Below are 16,392 nucleotides of genomic sequence, written 5' to 3' on the forward strand. Positions count from 1 at the left end.
CCCCGAAGGGGCGCATTCAGGGGCGCGGGGAACTGCGCGACCCGCCACACACAACCCGCAGACGAACACCGGGCCGGGCCACGCCGAAGGGCGGCCACCCCCCTCCACGGGGGTGGCCGCCCTTCGTCTTTCAGCTAAGCGGCCTGCCAGGGGCGCTTACTTGCCCTTCGCGGCTTCCTTGAGCTTCGAGCCCGCGGAGACCTTCACGCTGTAGCCGGCCGGGATGTCGATCGGGTCGCCGGTCTGCGGGTTACGAGCGGTACGAGCGGCACGGTGGGTGCGCTCGAAGGTCAGGAAGCCGGGGATGGTGACCTTCTCGTCGCCCTTGGCGACGACCTCGCCGACCGTCTCGGCGAGAGCGGCCAGAACGGCGTCGGCGTCCTTGCGGGTCACCTCGGCACGGTCGGCCAGCGCGGCCACCAGCTCACTGCGGTTCATGTTCTTACTCCCGTGTTCTTCTTGCCTGTGGGGCGTGCCACGCGGCGGAAGCCGCATGTTGGGTACAGCGAAGCCGATGCTGCCAGGGCCCTCGGACAGTCCCCGGACCCGGGTCCGTGTCGGACCCTCGCGCCCGGTTACGCATCCTGCCCCCACCTGTGGCGGGAAAGCCAATCCGGCACCCTCCGGAGTCACACGAAAAGCGCCACAGCCCCGTCGTGGTGACGCTCCGTCGACTCCCTGGGGACTCGCTGGAACCGCAGGGGCGGATGCGGGTTCATGGTCCGCCACCCTACGGGCGGCCCCACAGCCCCGCATCCCGCGACGCGCCGTACGACAGGCGGACGTGGGGCCGGTCACAGCCCCACGTCGCGCGCCCCCGACGTGCCTAGAGCGCGGCCTGGGCCGCCGTGCGCACCGCGCCCGCCACCGCGCCCGCGACCTTGTCGTTGAAGACCGACGGGATGATGTAGTTCGCGTTCAGCTCGTCCTCGGTCACCACGTTCGCGAGCGCGGTCGCGGCGGCCAGCATCATGTCCGTGTTGACCGTGCGCGACTGGGCGTCCAGGAGGCCGCGGAAGACGCCGGGGAAGACCAGCACGTTGTTGATCTGGTTCGGGAAGTCCGAGCGGCCGGTGGCCACCACGGCCGCGCTCTGGCGCGCGACGGCCGGGTCGACCTCGGGGTCGGGGTTCGCGAGCGCGAAGACGATGCCGCCCTCGGCCATCGCGGCCACGTCGTCGCCGTTCAGGACGTTGGGGGCGGAGACGCCGATGAAGACGTCAGCGCCGACCACGGCCTCGCGCAGCGACCCGGTCAGGCCCTCCGGGTTGGTGTTCTCGGCGATCCAGCGCAGCGACGCCATGTCGGAGTCGCCGTCGGCGCCGGCCAGGTCCGCGCGGCCCGAGTGGACGACGCCCTGGATGTCGGCGACGACCGCGTTCTTCACGCCGGCCGCCAGCAGCAGCTTGAGGATGGCCGTACCGGCCGCGCCCGCACCGGACATGACGACCCGTACGTCACCGATGCCCTTGCCCACCACGCGCAGCGCGTTGGTCAGCGCGGCGAGCACCACGATCGCGGTGCCGTGCTGGTCGTCGTGGAAGACGGGGATGTCGAGGGCCTCGCGCAGCCGGGCCTCGATCTCGAAGCAGCGCGGCGCGGAGATGTCCTCCAGGTTGATGCCCGCGAAGCCGGGGGCGATCGCCTTGACGATCGCGACGATCTCGTCGGTGTCCTGGGTGTCCAGGCAGAGCGGCCAGGCGTCGATGCCCGCGAACCGCTTGAAGAGGGCCGCCTTGCCCTCCATGACCGGGAGCGCGGCCTTGGGGCCGATGTTGCCGAGGCCGAGGACGGCCGAGCCGTCGGTGACGACCGCGACGGAGTTGCGCTTGATGGTGAGGCGGCGGGCGTCCTCGGGGTTCTCGGCGATCGCCATGCACACCCGGGCGACACCCGGGGTGTAGATCATCGAGAGGTCGTCACGGTTGCGGATGGGGTGCTTCGACTGCATCTCGATCTTGCCGCCGAGGTGCATCAGGAACGTACGGTCGGAGACCTTGCCGAGGGTGACGCCCTCGATCCCGCGCAGCTTCTCGACGATCTCGTCGGCGTGCGAGGTGGAGGTGGCCGCGATGGTGACGTCGATCCGCAGCTTCTCGTGGCCGGAGGCGGTCACGTCGAGGCCGGTGACCGAACCGCCGGAGGACTCCACGGCCGTGGTGAGCTGGGAGACCGCCGTACCGCTGGCGGGCACCTCCAGCCTGACCGTCATCGAGTACGAGACGCTGGGCGCCGTTGCCATGACCGGGTTCCTCTGCTTTCCCTAGCTTCGTTGCTGACGCCGCCCCGACTGTTGCCGGTCAGCGCCATCCGATGTTCGCACCTACTGGCTGGTAGCCGGTAACGCGCCAATGATTCCGGAAAACACTTTCCACCATACGAGAGGTGATCGATCGGCGGAAGCCCCGAAAACTACAACAGGCCCACGCCATCCGCAGATGACGTGGGCCTGTCGCTCACGTTAAGACACCGGCCCGCCATGCTCGCCTCGCGGCAAGTGGTCGCTCGAAGCGACTAAGGTTGGGCCCGGGGGCTTGGATCGAGCCGGTGCCGTACCCAGGCTAACAAACCACCCCGGCAAGTGATTCAAGCATCGCGAGTTGACCCCGGCGTATTTTTCGCCGTTTCTCCGCGCTCAGTCCCGCAGCAGGTCAGGCACCCCGTCCGCGTCCGGCTCGTCGCGCTCGCCGGAGATCACGGTGAGCTGCTGGGTGGCCCGGGTGAGCGCCACGTACAGCACGCGCAGCCCGGCGGGCGACTCGTCGGCGATCTCCGCCGGGGAGACCACCACCGTGGCGTCGTACTCAAGCCCCTTCGCCTCCAGGCTGCCGAGCGCCACCACGCGCTCGCCGAGACCGGCCAGCCAGCGCGCCGCCTGCTCGCGCCGCCGCATGGCGACCACCACGCCGACCGTTCCGTCGACCTGGTCGAGGAGACGGGCCGCCTCCTCCCGTACGGACTCGGCGAGGTCGTCCCGTACGACCGCGAAGCGCGGCTCGACGCCGGTGGAGCGGACCGCCGCCGGGGACTTCATGCCCGGCATCGCCAACGCCAGCACCCGGGCGGCCAGTTCCGCGATCTCGGCCGGATTTCGGTAGTTCACGGTCAGCTCGAAGCGGCGGCGCGGGCGGGAGCCCAGCGCCTCGTCGCGCGCGGCGGCCGCCTCGTCCGGGTCGGACCAGGACGACTGGGCCGGGTCCCCGACGACCGTCCAGGTGGCCGTGCGGCCCCGGCGGCCGACCATGCGCCACTGCATCGGCGTGAGGTCCTGCGCCTCGTCGACGATGACGTGCGCGTACTCGGTGCGCTCCAGCGCCAGCCGCTCCGCGCGCTCGCGCTGGGTCTCCTCGCGCTGCGGCATCAGCTCCTCAAGGCCCGTGAGCGCGTCCAGCGGGTCGTACTCGCGCTTCTTCCTGGGCTTGGCCGGGGTGCCGAGCAGCGTCTGGAGCTCGTCCAGGAGCGCCACGTCGTGCACCGACAGCGGCCCGTGGCCGGTGGCGTCGAGCCGGGAGAGCGAACGGGCCAGGCGCCGGGTCTCGCCGGGCGTCAGGTCCCGCCGTGCCCAGCGGCCCAGGCGCCGCTCGTCGCCCATCGCCGCGAGCACCCCGCGCGGGGTGAGCTCGGGCCACCAGGCGTCCAGGAACGCGATGAAGCTGTCCTCGGAGGTGATGTCGTCGTCGAAGGAGGACCGCAGCTCGGCGGCGAGCTCCGGGTCCGTGTGCCGCCCGGCCGCGCCCGATCTGCTCCACAGGGCGTCCAGGAGCAGCTTGCGGGCGCGCGGGCGCAGCAGGTTGACCGGGGCGGTCCCGCTGAGCACGGCGTGCCGGATCCGCCGCAGCTCCTCGGCCTCCAGCTCGACGCGCCGGCCGAAGGCGACGACGCGCAGCCGGGTGGGGGTCACCGCGGTCTGCTCGGCCGCCGGCTCCTCGCCGAACGAGAGCTGGCCGTTGTCCTGCGGCGCGGAGCCCCGGGCCGGGTTGCCCCGCCGGGTCCTGCCCCGCGCCGGGTCCGCCGTCTCCAGGGCCCCGCGCGCCGCCTTGCGCAGCACATGGAGCATCCGGGAGGAGCCCTTGATCCTGGCCACCGCCGGGTCGTCGTACGCCGTGGCCTCGGCGCCGTCGACCAGGTTGCCGACCGCGCGGATCGCCACCTGGCCCTCCTCGCCGAGCGAGGGCAGCACGCCTTCGGTGTACGCCACGAGCAGCGGGGTCGGGGACACGATCAGGATGCCGCCCGCGTAACGGCGGCGGTCCTGGTAGAGCAGGTACGCGGCGCGGTGCAGCGCGACGGCGGTCTTGCCGGTGCCGGGGCCGCCCTCGACGTACGTGACGGACGCGGCGGGCGCCCGGATCACCAGGTCCTGCTCGGCCTGGATGGAGGCGACGATGTCCCGCATGGTGTGACTGCGGGCCTGGCCGAGCGCGGCCATCAGGGCGCCGTCGCCGATCACCGCCAGCTCGGCGCCGTCGAGCGTCGCGGTCAGCTCCGGGCGCATCAGGTCGTCCTCGACCCCGAGCACCTTGCGGCCCTTGGAGCGGATGACGCGGCGGCGCACCACCCGGCCCGGGTCGACGGGCGTGGAGCGGTAGAACGGCGCGGCGGCGGGTGCGCGCCAGTCGATGACCAGCGGCGCGTAGTCGGAGTCGAGAACGCCGATACGGCCGATGTGCAGCGTTTCGGCGATCTCGGCGTACTTGCCGCCCTCCCTCTCGCGTACGGCCTCCTCGGCGGGCTCCACGGCCGTGTAGGCCCCGTCGGGGCCCTTCTTGCCGTCCTTGCCGAGCAGCAGGTCGATCCGGCCGAAGAGGAAGTCCTCGAATTCGTTGTTGAGGCGGTTGAGGTGGATCCCGGCCCTGAAGACCTGGGCGTCCCTCTCCGCCAGCGCTCCGGGTGTTCCCACCTGGCCGCGCTGGGCGGCGTCGTTCATCAGGAACTCCGCCTCGTGGATCTTCTCCTCCAGGCGGCGGTACACCTTGTCCAGGTGTTCCTGTTCGACTCCGATCTCACGGTCTCTGACCGAGTCGACAGCAGCTTCCTGCGCGGCCACCGGGGCCCCCTTCTGACGTGCATTGGGCAGCCGTCAACCGTACGCGAAGGGGGCCGGTCTGTCAGGCGGTGACCGGCCGGTGATCGGGCGGAGATCACCTGCCGGTCAGGCCGGGACGTCCACCAGGGCCCTGCCGTCGAGGGTGCGGACCTCGAAATGGTCAATCTGGTCCCGGTTCATGGCGGTACCGCCGTGCACGTACAGCGGGTACTCCGACTCCTTGCGCGGGCTGTCCTTGATCCCGTACCCCCACTTGGGCACCGCCCAGGTGGTCACCGTCTCCTGCTCGCCGTCCTTGCCGATCGCGATGAGGCTGCACTTCAGCGGGCCCTTCACGTTCTTCAGCTGCAGAACGGTGTGGGTGCCCCAGCCCTTCTTCTCAGTGCCGACGGTCGCGCTGACGCCGGTCGTCGCGTCGGTCGCCGCCACCTTCTGGGTCATGTGGTTGAAGAAGGCGTCCTCGGCGGGGCTGGTCGGGTGCGGCTCGGCCGGCTGGCTCGCGGTGGTGCCGCTGGAGCCGTCGGAGGTGGCCACCACGGCGACCGCCGGACCGCCGATGATCAGCGCGGCGGCGGCCGCCACCAGGTACGTGGTGCGGCGCCTGCGCCTGGCGCGCTGCGCCGCCACCTCGTCGATGAGCCGCTCGCTCATGCTCGGCGGGGCCGGGCGCAGCGGGCGGTCGGCGGGGCCGGGGAACTCCTTGAGCGTGGAGAGGAGGGACTCCATGCCGCCGAGCTGGTCGAGCTCGGCCGCGCACAGGTCACAGCCCGCCAGGTGCGCCTCGAAGGCGGTGGCCTCGGCGTCGTCGAGGATGCCGAGCGCGTACGCCGCGACCGCCTCGTGTTCGGACTGGTACTCCGGCGTGGTCATGCCGTCACCCCCCGTTCCTCCAACGCGAGTTTCATGGAGCGCAGGGCGTAGAAGACGCGGGACCTGACGGTCCCGCTCGGCACGCCCAGCGCCTCGGCCGCTTCATTGACCGTACGTCCTTTGAAGTACGTCTCGACCAGCGCCTCGCGATGTGCGGGCGTCAGGTCGTCGAGCGCGTCCGAGAGCGTCATCAGCCACAGCGCCTTGTCGATCTCGTCCTCCGCGGGCATGACCTCCAGCGGCGACGGATCGACCTCCTGCGGCCGGGCCTGCCGGCTGCGGTGGCCGTCGATGACGATGCGCCGTGCGACCGTCACCAGCCAGGGGCGGACCGAACCGGTAGCTCTGTTGAGCTGACCGGCGTTCTTCCAGGCACGGATGAGCGTCTCCTGCACGACGTCCTCGGCCCGCTGGCGGTCGCCGGCGACGAGACGGAGCACGTACGCGAGCAGCGGTCCCGCGTGCTCCCGATAGAGCGCCCGCATCAGCTCCTCGTCGGGAACAGAGCGGTGCCGGGCGCCTTGCGGACGGTCATCGGCCACGGCGGCATCCTTGCGCACCAGAACCTCCCGGTCGAGACCCTGCCGGCGCGCGGGTCGCGTACCGGCTCACCCCTCCATACGGGCGGTTGTCCTGAACCATTCAAACCGGCGCGAGATTTTTTGTTTACGGAGTGGCCAGAGCGGTTTCACAAAGCCGCGGCCGCGGTGCGCCGCCGGTGCCGCGCCACCCGCTCCCGGTTGCCGCACACCTCGCTGGAGCACCAGCGGCGCCGCCGTCCGCGCGAGGTGTCCAAGTACAGCCGGAAGCAGTTGTCGCCCTCGCACTGGCGCAGCCGGGACCGGTCCTGCGGGTCGGTGAGCAGCTCCACCGCGTCCCGGGCGACCACGGCGAGCAGCGCGGTGCAGTCGGGGGAGCCGCTGAGGGTGCGCACCAGCCGTCCGTCGGCGCCCCGGATCGCACGTACGCCCGGGGGTGCGGCGGCGGCCAGGGCATTGACCCGCTCCAGGGCCGCGGCAGCCGCACCGCCCCGGCCGCCGAGCTCGGCGTGGACCAACTGTCCGATGTGGTCGCGCAGTTCGGCGAACCGGAGCAGCCACGCGCTGTCGGCCCCCGGCAGCGGGGTGCCGGCCGGCACGAGCCCGGCGCCGACGAGCCACTGCCCGAGCCTCCCTGCGCTGTCCAGCTGATCACTGTCGTACGCCCCGGTCGCCACCAGATCCAGACAGATCCGCCCGGAGTCGAACCGCAACATGCGCCACCGCCTTGGGGGTTACCGGTGAGTGCCGTGCCTCCAGAGTGCCCGCCCGGCGGCGACGCCGGAAGCCCTCCTGCCGGGGTGGCGGTACGGCACGGGGCCGCGCTTTGTATGTACTATGGTCTACCTTTGTATCAAGCCTATGTCGCCATGCTTGGAGGCCGGAATGTCCGCCACACAGATCGACATCGACGACGAGGCCCTCGCCGAGGCCATGCGGCTCTCCGGCGCGCGCACCAAGAAGGAGACGGTGAACCTCGCCCTGCGCGAGTACGCCGAGCGCAGGCGCCGCACCGAGGCCCGCCTCAAGCACTTCCGACTCGCGCAGGAATGGGACGAGGAGAGCTTCTGGCGCCTGCACGCGGCCGAGAAGGGCACCGCCTGAGATGCTGCGCTACTTGATCGACTCGACCGCCGTCTGGCGGCTCCAGCGCGACCGTCGGCTCAACGAGGCCTGGGGCCACGAGATCGACGAGGGCAGCATCGGCTCGTGCCATCCCCAGCGCACGGAGTTCCGCCGCTCGGCGCGGAACCTCGACGAGTACGACGCGATGACCGACATGTTCAGCGCCCTGTACCGCGATGCGCCGGTCCCGAAGAGCGCCTGGCAGTGGATCGAGACGGCGCAGTACCGGCTGGCCCAGCGCGGCCGCCACCAGAGCCTGTCGGTCGTCGACTGGCTGTTGTGCGCGACGGCCGCACACCACGGCCTTGTCGTCCTCCACGACGACAAGGACTTCGCCGCCGCGGCGAGTCTCCTGACGGACGTCGCGGAGCACAACGTCCACCAAGTGCCCCGCTGACCCCCAACCCCCTCAGCCGTCGCCGTACTTCGCGTCCGACCCCGGGTCGAGCGCCAGCCGGTAGCCGCGCTTGACCACGGTCTGGATGAGCTTGGGGGCGCCCAGCGCGGTACGCAGCCGGGTCATCGCGGTCTCCACGGCGTGCTCGTCCGTGCCCGAGCCAGGCAGGGCGCGCAGCAGGTCGGCACGCGAGACCACCCAGCCGGGGCGGGCGGCGAGGGTGCGCAGGAGCGACATCCCGGCGGGCGGGACGGGCCGCAGCTCGCCGTCGACCAGGACCGCGTGGCCGCGGATCTCCACCCGGCGCCCGGCGATCGGCAGCGCCCGCGCCCGGGCGGGCAGTTCGCAGCAGAGCAGCTGGACCAGCGGCCCGAGCCGGAACCGCTCGGGCGCCACCGTCTTGATCCCGCGCGCCTGCAGCGGCAGCGCGGTGACCGGCCCGACGCAGGCGGCCAGCACATCGCGGTCGAGCGCGCCCAGCAGCTCGGTGAGCAGCCCGCGATCCTCGGCCCGGGAGAACAGGGACGCGGCGGCGGGCGCGCTGGTGAAGGTGAGCGCATCGAGCCCGCGCGTCACGGTGAGGTCGAGCAGCCGGTCGAGCGGGCCGAGGTCCTCGGGCGGCAGCCACCGGTAGACGGGCACCCCGACGACCTGGGCGCCGCCGGCCCGCAGCGCCTCCACGAAACCGGGCAGCGGTTCGCCGTGCAGCTGGACGGCGATCCGGCGGCCCTCGACGCCCTGCTCCAGGAGCCGGTCCAGGACCTCGGCCATCGAGTCGGACGACGGCGACCACTCCTCGGTGAGCCCGGCCGCCCGTATCGCGCCCTTCGCCTTCGGCCCCCGCGCGAGCAGCTCGGTGGCGCCGAGCCGGGCGAGCAGCGACTCGCCGAGCCCCCAGCCGTCGGCGGCCTCCACCCAGCCGCGGAAGCCGATCGCCGTGGTGGCGATGACGATGTGCGGCGGCTCGTCGATCAGCTCCTTGGTGGCCGAGAGCAGCTCGCTGTCGTTGGCGAGCGGCACGATCCGCAGGGCGGGCCCCTGCACCACCGCACCGCCGCGCCGCTGCAGGAGCGCCCCCAGCTCTTCGGCGCGGCGGGCGGCGGTGACTCCGACCGTGAACCCGGCGAGGGGTCCGTGCTGTGTGTCGACCATGGCTCTCCAACCGGGGTGCTGCGGCGGTTCGCACCGAGCCTGTCAACCCCGCGTGACAGGCCCGGTTCGCGCGCGTGTCCCCGGTGTTACGGCGAGGACGGCCGCGGCGCGCTCCCTGTGTCCTATTAGACCTCGTCAGACCTCGGCGTATACGGGCTCGGAGGGTGCGGCCGCGGCGGCCGGACGGCGAAGGTACACCGCCCAAGTGGCCGTGAAACAGAGCGCGTAGAAGGCGAGGAAGGAAACGAAGGCGGCGGTTCCGGTGCCATTGCTCATGAACGACTGGCGGAAGGCGAGGTTGATCGCGAGCCCGCCGAGCGCGCCGACGGCGCCGATCAGCCCCATGGCGGCCCCGGAGAGCCGCCGCCCGTAAGCGGCCGCGGTCTCGCCCTCCATCCCCTTGGACACGGCCGTGGCCTGGAAGATCGCCGGGATCATCTTGTACGTGGAGCCGTTGCCGAGCCCGCTGAGCACGAAGAGCGAGATGAACCCGACGAGGAAGACACCGAGCGACTTCTGTACGGATGCGAAGATCACCACCCCGGTCGCGGCCGACATCGCGGCGAACGTCCACAGCGTGATCCGCGCCCCTCCGAACCGGTCCGCGAACGCCCCGCCCACGGGCCGGATCAGCGAGCCCAGCAGCGGCCCGATGAAGGTGAGCGATGCGGCCTGCAGCGGGGTGCGCCCGAACTGGGTCTGGAGTACGAGCCCGAAGGCGAAGCTGTATCCGATGAACGACCCGAAGGTCCCGACGTACAGCAGCGCCATGATCCACGTATGCCGGTCACGCACGGCCTCCAGGGCGGCCCCGGTGTCGTTCTTCACAGGCGCCAGATTGTCCATCTTCAGCGCGGCGCCGATGGCCGCGGCCACGATGAGCGGCACGTACACGCCGAGCACGATGCGCGGGTGGGTGGCCCCGGCGGTCCCGATGACGAGCAGCCCGATGAGCTGCACGACAGGCACGCCGATGTTGCCCCCGCCGGCATTGAGCCCCAGAGCCCACCCCTTCTTCCGCAACGGGAAGAAGGAATTGATATTGGTCATGGAGGAGGCGAAGTTCCCCCCGCCGATCCCGGCGAGCGCGGCGACGAGCATGAACGTGGTGTACGAGGTCCCGGGCTCCATCACGGCGTACGCGGCGCCCGCGGGCACCAGCAGCGACAGCGCGCTGAAGATGGTCCAGTTCCGGCCACCGAACTTCGCGACGGCGAAGGTGTACGGGATCCGCACGAGCGCCCCGACGGCGGTGGCGGTCGATATCAGGAAGAACTTCCCGGCGGGGTCGACGTGGTACTTGGGCCCCATGAACAGGACCATCACCGACCACATGGTCCAGATGGAGAACCCGATGTGCTCGGAGAACACGGAGAACCACAGGTTCCGCCGGGCGATCCGCTCCCCGGTCCGCTCCCAGAAGACCTCGTCCTCCGGATCCCACACTTCGATCCAACGGCCGTTCATTGACGCCTCCCTGATCGACGGGTCGTAGCGCGGTGGTGCGGCGCACGGGCCGGTCCCTGATGACTGCGACTGCTCGATGACTGTTTCCGGACACCGACGGTAGGGAGACCGGGTTTCACCCCCGTGCCGCCGCGTGACCGCCGGGCAACCTTGTGTTCACGGGGGAAGGGGCCGCGCGGTGAGGCCCGCCCCCGTTGCTGCGCGGCAACTCTTCACGGCGGGGCGCGGGTGACGGAACAGGGGGCGTCCGCAGTCGCACAGCGGGGAGGGGCACGGGCTGACGCCTGGGCATGGCCCGCTCGCCGAGGGCCGGGGCCGATCCGCAGCCTCCAGCGGCAGCCAGGAGTAACGTCGGCGTATCGAGATCCGAAGGGTTTCAGGATGCCGTACGCCGACGACAGCACCCCGGACCGCATCGGGCGGCGCATCGCCAGAGCGCGCAAGGCCCGCGGCCTCACCCAACTCCAGCTCGCCCAGCGCATCCCGTGCTCGAAGTCCCTGATCGCCCAGGTCGAGCGGGGTCACAAACCGGCTACCCCCTCGCTCACCGCCGGTGCCGCCCGCGCGCTCGGCGTCCGCCTGGACCAGCTCACCGGGCAGCCGTACGAAGACCCGCAGCGGGGCCGGGTGCATGCGACGGTCCCGGACATCCAGACGGCCATGCTGTCGTGGGACCTGCCCGAGGAGGACGTGCCCGTTCGCTCCCGGGCCGAGTTGGCCGCCGATGTGGCACGCGCCTCCGCGCTCGGCCGGGCGGGCCGGTACGCGGCGCTCGGCCAGATGCTGCCGCCGCTGCTCGACGAGTTGTCGAGCGCCTGCCACGCGGCGGAGGGAGCAGACCGGCAACGGTTGTTCGGCCTCCTGGCCGAGGCGTACTCGGGGGTGACGGCGATCGCGTACACCGTCGGCCTGTTCGACCTGCGATCCCAGGCGATGGACCGGGTGCAGTGGGCGGCTGGGGAGTCCCACGACTCCCTGCGCATCAGCCGCACTCAGTGGCAGCGCGCCACGCTCTTCTTCCAGGCCGCCGCGTACGACCGTGGCCTACGGCTTCTGGACCGCGTACGTCACGACCTGGGCGAGGATGTCGGGCGCATGGACGCGGCCGCGCTCAGCGTGCACGGCGCGGTACACCTGCGCTCGGCCGTGTTCGCGGCGCGGGCCGGGAACGCCGCCGGCGCTCATGCGCACCTGGACGCCGCAGCGGACACCGCCCGCCTCCTCGGCCGCGACACCCACCACTACGGCCTGGAATTCGGCCCCACGAACGTGGCGATGCACCAGCTCGGGGCGGCGGTGGAACTGCACGATGGCCCGGAAGTCGCACGTCTGACCCACCACGTCCGTCTGCCCACCACCGTGGCGCCAGTACGAGCGGGCCACTGGTACATGGACGCGGCGAAGGGGTGGCTGGACCACGGCAACCGCGAGAAGGCGCTGGCCGCTCTGCAGGCCGCCCGAAAGGTAGCCCCGGAGCAGACCCGCAACCACCCGCAGGTACGCGAGACGTTCCTGACCCTGATCCAGCAGGAGCGCCGCACCAAGGAGTCGCTGTCGGGGTTCGCCGCCTGGCTCGGCGTCACGTGACCATGTTTCACAAGCCGTGAAACTCGCGGGCCTCGCGTCGCAGCAGCATGAGCCGACGAGAGCCTCCGCGGTCGCGCGACCGGTCCGGGGGCATGGCCACAGCTGACAAGGAGCATCGCCATGCCGCGCTGCACTATCCGCATGCCCAATCCGCCTGAGCACGGGATCGACGCGGATTCGGGTCGGCTGGATGGGGTGCTGGGCCGGTGAACAGGACAAGCCACACCACAGAGCAGCCGCCTGATGCAGCCAAGGACAAGCCGGTCGGCCTTGGCCTGTGCTGGACACCAGCGCCGGACAATCCGGCCCGCAACTGCACGCTGGGGGACGGACACGACGGGCTGCACTTCCACGAGTACTCGGGCATTGCGTGGGATCAGCCGGGGCAACCACGGTGAGCACGGACGGACGGCGGCAGCCGCAGACGGTACTGACCCTCCGGGTCTCACGAGACAGCGGCCAGAGACGTGGGAACCGCTCCGCACGATCCAGATGACCGGCCCCCAGATCCCGGAACGCACATCCGCGTGGCCACCGTGCCGGTGCCTCGGGTGTGTCGCCCCGGGCCGACAAACGGCACTCGACCGCCACGCTGCTCCTGGAACAGGGCGTCGAGCTCGTCGTGATCAAGGAACTCCTCGGCCACGCCCACATCGGCGTCACCGCCACCGTCTACACCCACGTCCGACTCCGCCTCCAGCGCGACGCCATCGACACCCTCGGCCATGCCCTCCGCAACCCCGCCGAGATCACCGGCACTCCCGCGACGATCCACCCCTCGTCGGATCCACCGTCCGCTGACGTTGCCGTCAACTACTGCCGCCAGAAACCCCAGAGGCCCCACCCGAGACACATTCGGGTGGGGCCTCTGGGGGTTATCTCTGAGCTATTAACCGCATTTCGGAGGCCAGCATCCCACCTGGAGAAACGGGAATTTTCCGACCCGATCCGCAATCACGCCAAATTTTGGATATTAACGGATCTCGCTAATTTTTCGAGACCGTCGAAATCCCGCCCGCCGCAAGCGAGAACATCCGGACAAGCACCTTCCGAACGTCCGGGTCTCGATCTATCCGCTCCAGCGATTCGAACCTCGCCGGATCAAGGTCGATCGTGGCAATTCCGCCAGCATCGCCGTCACCTACGGCCGAGAACAGCAGGAGGCATCGGTACGCCCGCAGAATCCCTCCTCGCTCTTCGCGCATCAGCGACTGGAGGACGACGGCTCCTTCTTTGACCTGACTGCGGACTGCGTCCACCGAGGTCCACCGCGTCGCCCAGCCTCGATCCTCTGCCTCCAATTGGATCTCAAGCAGCGTATCGAAACTGATCTGACACACACGAAAGTCAAGGTCAGTCGAATGAATCATAGACATCAGAGAACTACTCCCCGCCGAGGACGTCGATAAGGATTGGCGTGCCTGGATCGATACGCCCGTCTTTGATTCTGGTCTGGAGTTCGTCCCAGCGGTGGTGGCCTCCGAGAATCGTCCCGCCACGGGAGACAAGAATTCCTTCCCCCTCTGCGGCATTGTTGATTCCATCCAGAAGATCCTTGTTGCTGAGCTCTTCGTGATACCACTGCGACGCCGGGTCCCGAGTCGATTGCCCCTCAGTGTATTTACCGCCGAGATCGCCAGCCTTCTCGTTGCGCGGCACAAACTCCGGGCATCCGCCAGGATTGTAAACGAGGACCGGAGTGGCACCAGCGAGTACATAGTACGTATGCTGCGCGGCCCCTCTCTATCTGCGTATTCGCAGATCAGCGGTGGTTTCGGGTTCCGCTGGTGTCCGTGGTTGTGCGGGGGAATCCATGGGTGTTGCCGTCACTACTGCCGTCAGGAGTCGGGCGGCTGGCACTGGTGCCATTTCTCGCCCCGCCGGTCACCGCGGAGTTTGTCGGGCCACCGTGTACGCGGTTGGGCCGGTGAGCCCTCCATCTGCGCCGTCCCTCATGTCCAGGACATCGAAGCCGGCACCCTCCGCGTAGCGTTCCAGTTCGCGGGGGAACAGGACGCGCCTGCGGATCTCGTCTCGCGCCTCGTCGCCCGAGGGGAGCACCCAGTGCCGATGCATGGTGTTGATCTGGGTCCGCAAGTCCCATGTGTGGCGGATGGTGACGGTGGCGGGGCCTCTCGGAGTGGCCACCGTGGCAGTGGTCGGCTCGGTCCGGGTGATCGGGGCGACGGGGGAACACAGCACGAGCAGCGCTCCTGGCCGAGCATGTGCCGCGAAGGTGGCGAAGACCTGGCTGATCGCCTCGTTGTCGTGCACGTAGGCGAGGCTGTTGCCCATACAGGTCACCACGTCCATGCGCTTGCCGAGTCGCACGGTGCGCATGTCGCCGGTACGAACGTCCAGGCCCGGCCGGGCCTGGTGGGCGTAGTCGACCATGCCGGGCTGAAGGTCCACGCCGATGCACTCGAAGCGCTTGGCCAGGATCTCCAGGTCCCGCCCGGTACCGCATCCGAAGTCGACCAGGGTCCGGGCGTCCGGCCGGTGCAGCTCGATCAGGGTCTGGCTCATTCCGGCGCTGGTGCTGTCGGATTGGACCACGTCGCAGAGTGCCGGATCGCGGTACAGGAGGTTGGTGGCTTCCACGTGCTCGGCTTCCGTGTCGGGGCTGGTCACATGAGGCTTCGCAGCCCGACCTCCAGGGCGAGTACATCGCACAGCAGATCGGGGACGACCGGCGCGGAGTCGGCGTTCCTCCGCACCTGGGCGAGAACCTTGCCGTCAACGTAGCCGAGGTCCACCAGGATGGACTCCTTCAGCATGTCGTCCAGAACGGGCAAACCGTAGGACCGCAGTCCCTTCTCCAGGACGGCCAGGAAGTTCTCCGGTTCGGTCGGCGCGGCCACCCACTCGGGCAGCCCGGCCCGCCGGATCCGCTCGCGGAACAACGCCTTGCCGCGCTTGTGCTCGTGCGGTAGCTGCTCCATGAACCGCACGATCCGCGGGTGTACGAACGGGCTCACCGGCCAGATTCCGGTCCGGAGAAATCCGGGGTTGTGCATCCCGAACGCCATCAGGGTCGGCACGGGCAGCACCGGAATAGGGGCCAGGTGCTCGTTCACCTCGGCGAGCGCTCGGACAGCCTTGCTGCCGAGCCACGGCACGGGTTCCGGCGTCGGCAGTTCGGTTTGCGTCCTGGAGTGGTGGGCGTTGATCTCGTCCCCACCGCTGCCCGTGAACATGACCGCGCACCGCCGGGCGGCTGCCTGCTCGCGTACGACGTCGAACGCCTCCTGGTAGAAGGCTCCCGCCGGATCGTGCGGCTTGTGCAGGGCTCGTACGCCTCCGAGGCAGAAGGGCGGGTGCTGCATGGCGCGGGTGGCTGTGTCCCGGAAGTCGCAGTGCTCCGCAAAGGCCCGACGTCGCTCGCTCTGTTGCCTGCCGGTGCCTCCTCCCACCAGCAGGCCGAAGCTGTGCACCTCAGGGAAGCGAGCGGCCTTCACAGCCAGGGCGACATTCCCGGAGTCCGCGCCGCCGGACAGCTCGACGCCCACGCATCCAGTTGCTGTCGGCGCCTGGCGGATCACGTCGGTCAGCAACTCATCCAGAGCCGCGAGTGGATCAACACCGGGCCGCAGCGTACGCGGCTCAAGGACGTGTTCGGCAGGCTTCGGATAGTGGATGCTGAGTCCCGAGGTGGTGAACGTGGCCGATGCACGCTCGGTGAGGCGGTAGACGCCTTCGAACAGCGTCTCGGACGTGTAACGGTGCTGCCTCGTCAGCGTTCGGGCGACGACGCGCGACACCAGGCGGTCAGCCCGTAGATGCGGTCGCAGCATCGTAAGGTCCCATGACGCGTGCAGCTCGCCGGCCTTCTCTGTCAGATAGAGCGGCGCTGTGCCGAAGACGCCTGCCGCCAGGCGGGCTTGTCCGGGCTCCATAGTGAGTTCGACGAAGTCAGCCTCGTCCCGCTTGCACTCCTTCACGCGGACCCGTACGCGCGGCGCCTGGTCGTCGTTGACCTCCATGACCAGCGTGGACACGTTCGCGGGTTCGATCCAACTCTCGCCGTTGATCCAACGGCCGCCCTGCGACCTCCACTTGGGATCCTGGAGATCGGTCAGGCGCAAACGCATCGACAGCATGTCGTCCCTTTCCGATGTCGTGCGGCGGGGGGGGGGGGGGGGGGGGGGGGGGGGGGCGCGGGCCGGCGGACAGGCGCCCTCGACCACTGTGATTGCTGTCTGTGTTGC

15 protein-coding genes and 1 pseudogene are annotated in these 16,392 nt (G+C 70.1%); 4 read left to right on the forward strand and 12 right to left on the reverse strand.

From position 1 onward, the window contains the following. Nucleotides 1–156 precede the first annotated feature (156 nt). From ACZ499_RS09795 to ACZ499_RS09820, 6 genes are all read right to left on the reverse strand, one after another. A complete protein-coding gene (locus ACZ499_RS09795) occupies nucleotides 157–438 on the reverse strand; it encodes an HU family DNA-binding protein (RefSeq protein WP_015033921.1) in 282 nt (93 codons plus the stop codon). A gap of 388 nt (nucleotides 439–826) precedes the next feature. Next, nucleotides 827–2,242, reverse strand: a complete 1,416-nt coding sequence (locus tag ACZ499_RS09800) for an NAD-dependent malic enzyme (protein ID WP_468673506.1) — start codon at nucleotides 2,240–2,242, stop codon at nucleotides 827–829. Nucleotides 2,243–2,635: 393 nt separating this feature from the next. After that, nucleotides 2,636–5,047, reverse strand: a complete 2,412-nt coding sequence (locus ACZ499_RS09805) for a HelD family protein (RefSeq protein ID WP_468673507.1) — start codon at nucleotides 5,045–5,047, stop codon at nucleotides 2,636–2,638. Nucleotides 5,048–5,152: 105 nt separating this feature from the next. Then, nucleotides 5,153–5,917, reverse strand: coding sequence for an anti-sigma factor family protein (locus tag ACZ499_RS09810; protein WP_468673508.1), 765 nt, complete (start codon nucleotides 5,915–5,917; stop codon nucleotides 5,153–5,155). Continuing rightward, nucleotides 5,914–6,477 carry a sigma-70 family RNA polymerase sigma factor gene (locus ACZ499_RS09815; protein ID WP_266980145.1) on the reverse strand — a complete coding sequence of 188 codons (564 nt, stop codon included), beginning with the start codon at nucleotides 6,475–6,477 and terminating at the stop codon, nucleotides 5,914–5,916. The genes ACZ499_RS09810 and ACZ499_RS09815 overlap by 4 nt, the downstream gene beginning before the upstream one ends. Nucleotides 6,478–6,605: 128 nt before the next feature. Next, a complete protein-coding gene (locus tag ACZ499_RS09820) occupies nucleotides 6,606–7,172 on the reverse strand; it encodes a CGNR zinc finger domain-containing protein (RefSeq protein WP_468673509.1) in 567 nt (188 codons plus the stop codon). Between the two features lie 169 nt (nucleotides 7,173–7,341). On the opposite strand from ACZ499_RS09820, the gene ACZ499_RS09825 reads away from it, so the two are divergent. Continuing rightward, entirely contained in the window at nucleotides 7,342–7,560 is a 219-nt protein-coding gene (locus ACZ499_RS09825) for a type II toxin-antitoxin system VapB family antitoxin (protein ID WP_468673510.1), read from the forward strand. 1 nt (nucleotide 7,561) lies between these two features. Beyond that, nucleotides 7,562–7,978, forward strand: coding sequence for a PIN domain-containing protein (locus tag ACZ499_RS09830; protein WP_468673511.1), 417 nt, complete (start codon nucleotides 7,562–7,564; stop codon nucleotides 7,976–7,978). Between the two features lie 12 nt (nucleotides 7,979–7,990). Here the strand turns inward: ACZ499_RS09830 and ACZ499_RS09835 are convergent, their stop codons facing one another. Both ACZ499_RS09835 and ACZ499_RS09840 read right to left on the reverse strand, forming a co-directional pair. Next, nucleotides 7,991–9,130: a uroporphyrinogen-III synthase gene (locus tag ACZ499_RS09835; protein WP_468673512.1), complete on the reverse strand. Its 1,140-nt coding sequence runs from the start codon at nucleotides 9,128–9,130 to the stop codon at nucleotides 7,991–7,993. 135 nt (nucleotides 9,131–9,265) lie between these two features. Continuing rightward, nucleotides 9,266–10,597 carry a nitrate/nitrite transporter gene (locus ACZ499_RS09840; RefSeq protein WP_468673513.1) on the reverse strand — a complete coding sequence of 444 codons (1,332 nt, stop codon included), beginning with the start codon at nucleotides 10,595–10,597 and terminating at the stop codon, nucleotides 9,266–9,268. Between the two features lie 381 nt (nucleotides 10,598–10,978). On the opposite strand from ACZ499_RS09840, the gene ACZ499_RS09845 reads away from it, so the two are divergent. Both ACZ499_RS09845 and ACZ499_RS09850 read left to right on the forward strand, forming a co-directional pair. Further along, the gene (locus tag ACZ499_RS09845; protein ID WP_468673514.1) at nucleotides 10,979–12,184 is read left to right on the forward strand and encodes a helix-turn-helix domain-containing protein; all 1,206 of its coding nucleotides are present in this window, start codon (nucleotides 10,979–10,981) and stop codon (nucleotides 12,182–12,184) included. Between the two features lie 568 nt (nucleotides 12,185–12,752). Beyond that, nucleotides 12,753–12,923 (forward strand): annotated as a pseudogene (locus tag ACZ499_RS09850) (tyrosine-type recombinase/integrase); the annotation flags it as partial. 247 nt (nucleotides 12,924–13,170) lie between these two features. Here the strand turns inward: ACZ499_RS09850 and ACZ499_RS09855 are convergent. From ACZ499_RS09855 to ACZ499_RS09870, 4 genes are all read right to left on the reverse strand, one after another. Continuing rightward, a complete protein-coding gene (locus ACZ499_RS09855; RefSeq protein WP_468673515.1) occupies nucleotides 13,171–13,560 on the reverse strand; it encodes a hypothetical protein in 390 nt (129 codons plus the stop codon). A gap of 7 nt (nucleotides 13,561–13,567) precedes the next feature. Then, nucleotides 13,568–13,843, reverse strand: a complete 276-nt coding sequence (locus ACZ499_RS09860; protein WP_468673516.1) for a hypothetical protein — start codon at nucleotides 13,841–13,843, stop codon at nucleotides 13,568–13,570. 225 nt (nucleotides 13,844–14,068) lie between these two features. Next, nucleotides 14,069–14,815, reverse strand: coding sequence for a class I SAM-dependent methyltransferase (locus tag ACZ499_RS09865; protein ID WP_468673517.1), 747 nt, complete (start codon nucleotides 14,813–14,815; stop codon nucleotides 14,069–14,071). Further along, on the reverse strand, nucleotides 14,812–16,284 hold the full coding sequence (locus ACZ499_RS09870) for an asparagine synthase-related protein (RefSeq protein ID WP_468673518.1): 1,473 nt from the start codon (nucleotides 16,282–16,284) through the stop codon (nucleotides 14,812–14,814). Before ACZ499_RS09870 ends, ACZ499_RS09865 begins: the two co-directional genes overlap by 4 nt. Nucleotides 16,285–16,392: the final 108 nt, after the last annotated feature.

This window comes from Streptomyces sp. NPDC031265 (assembly GCF_055570295.1).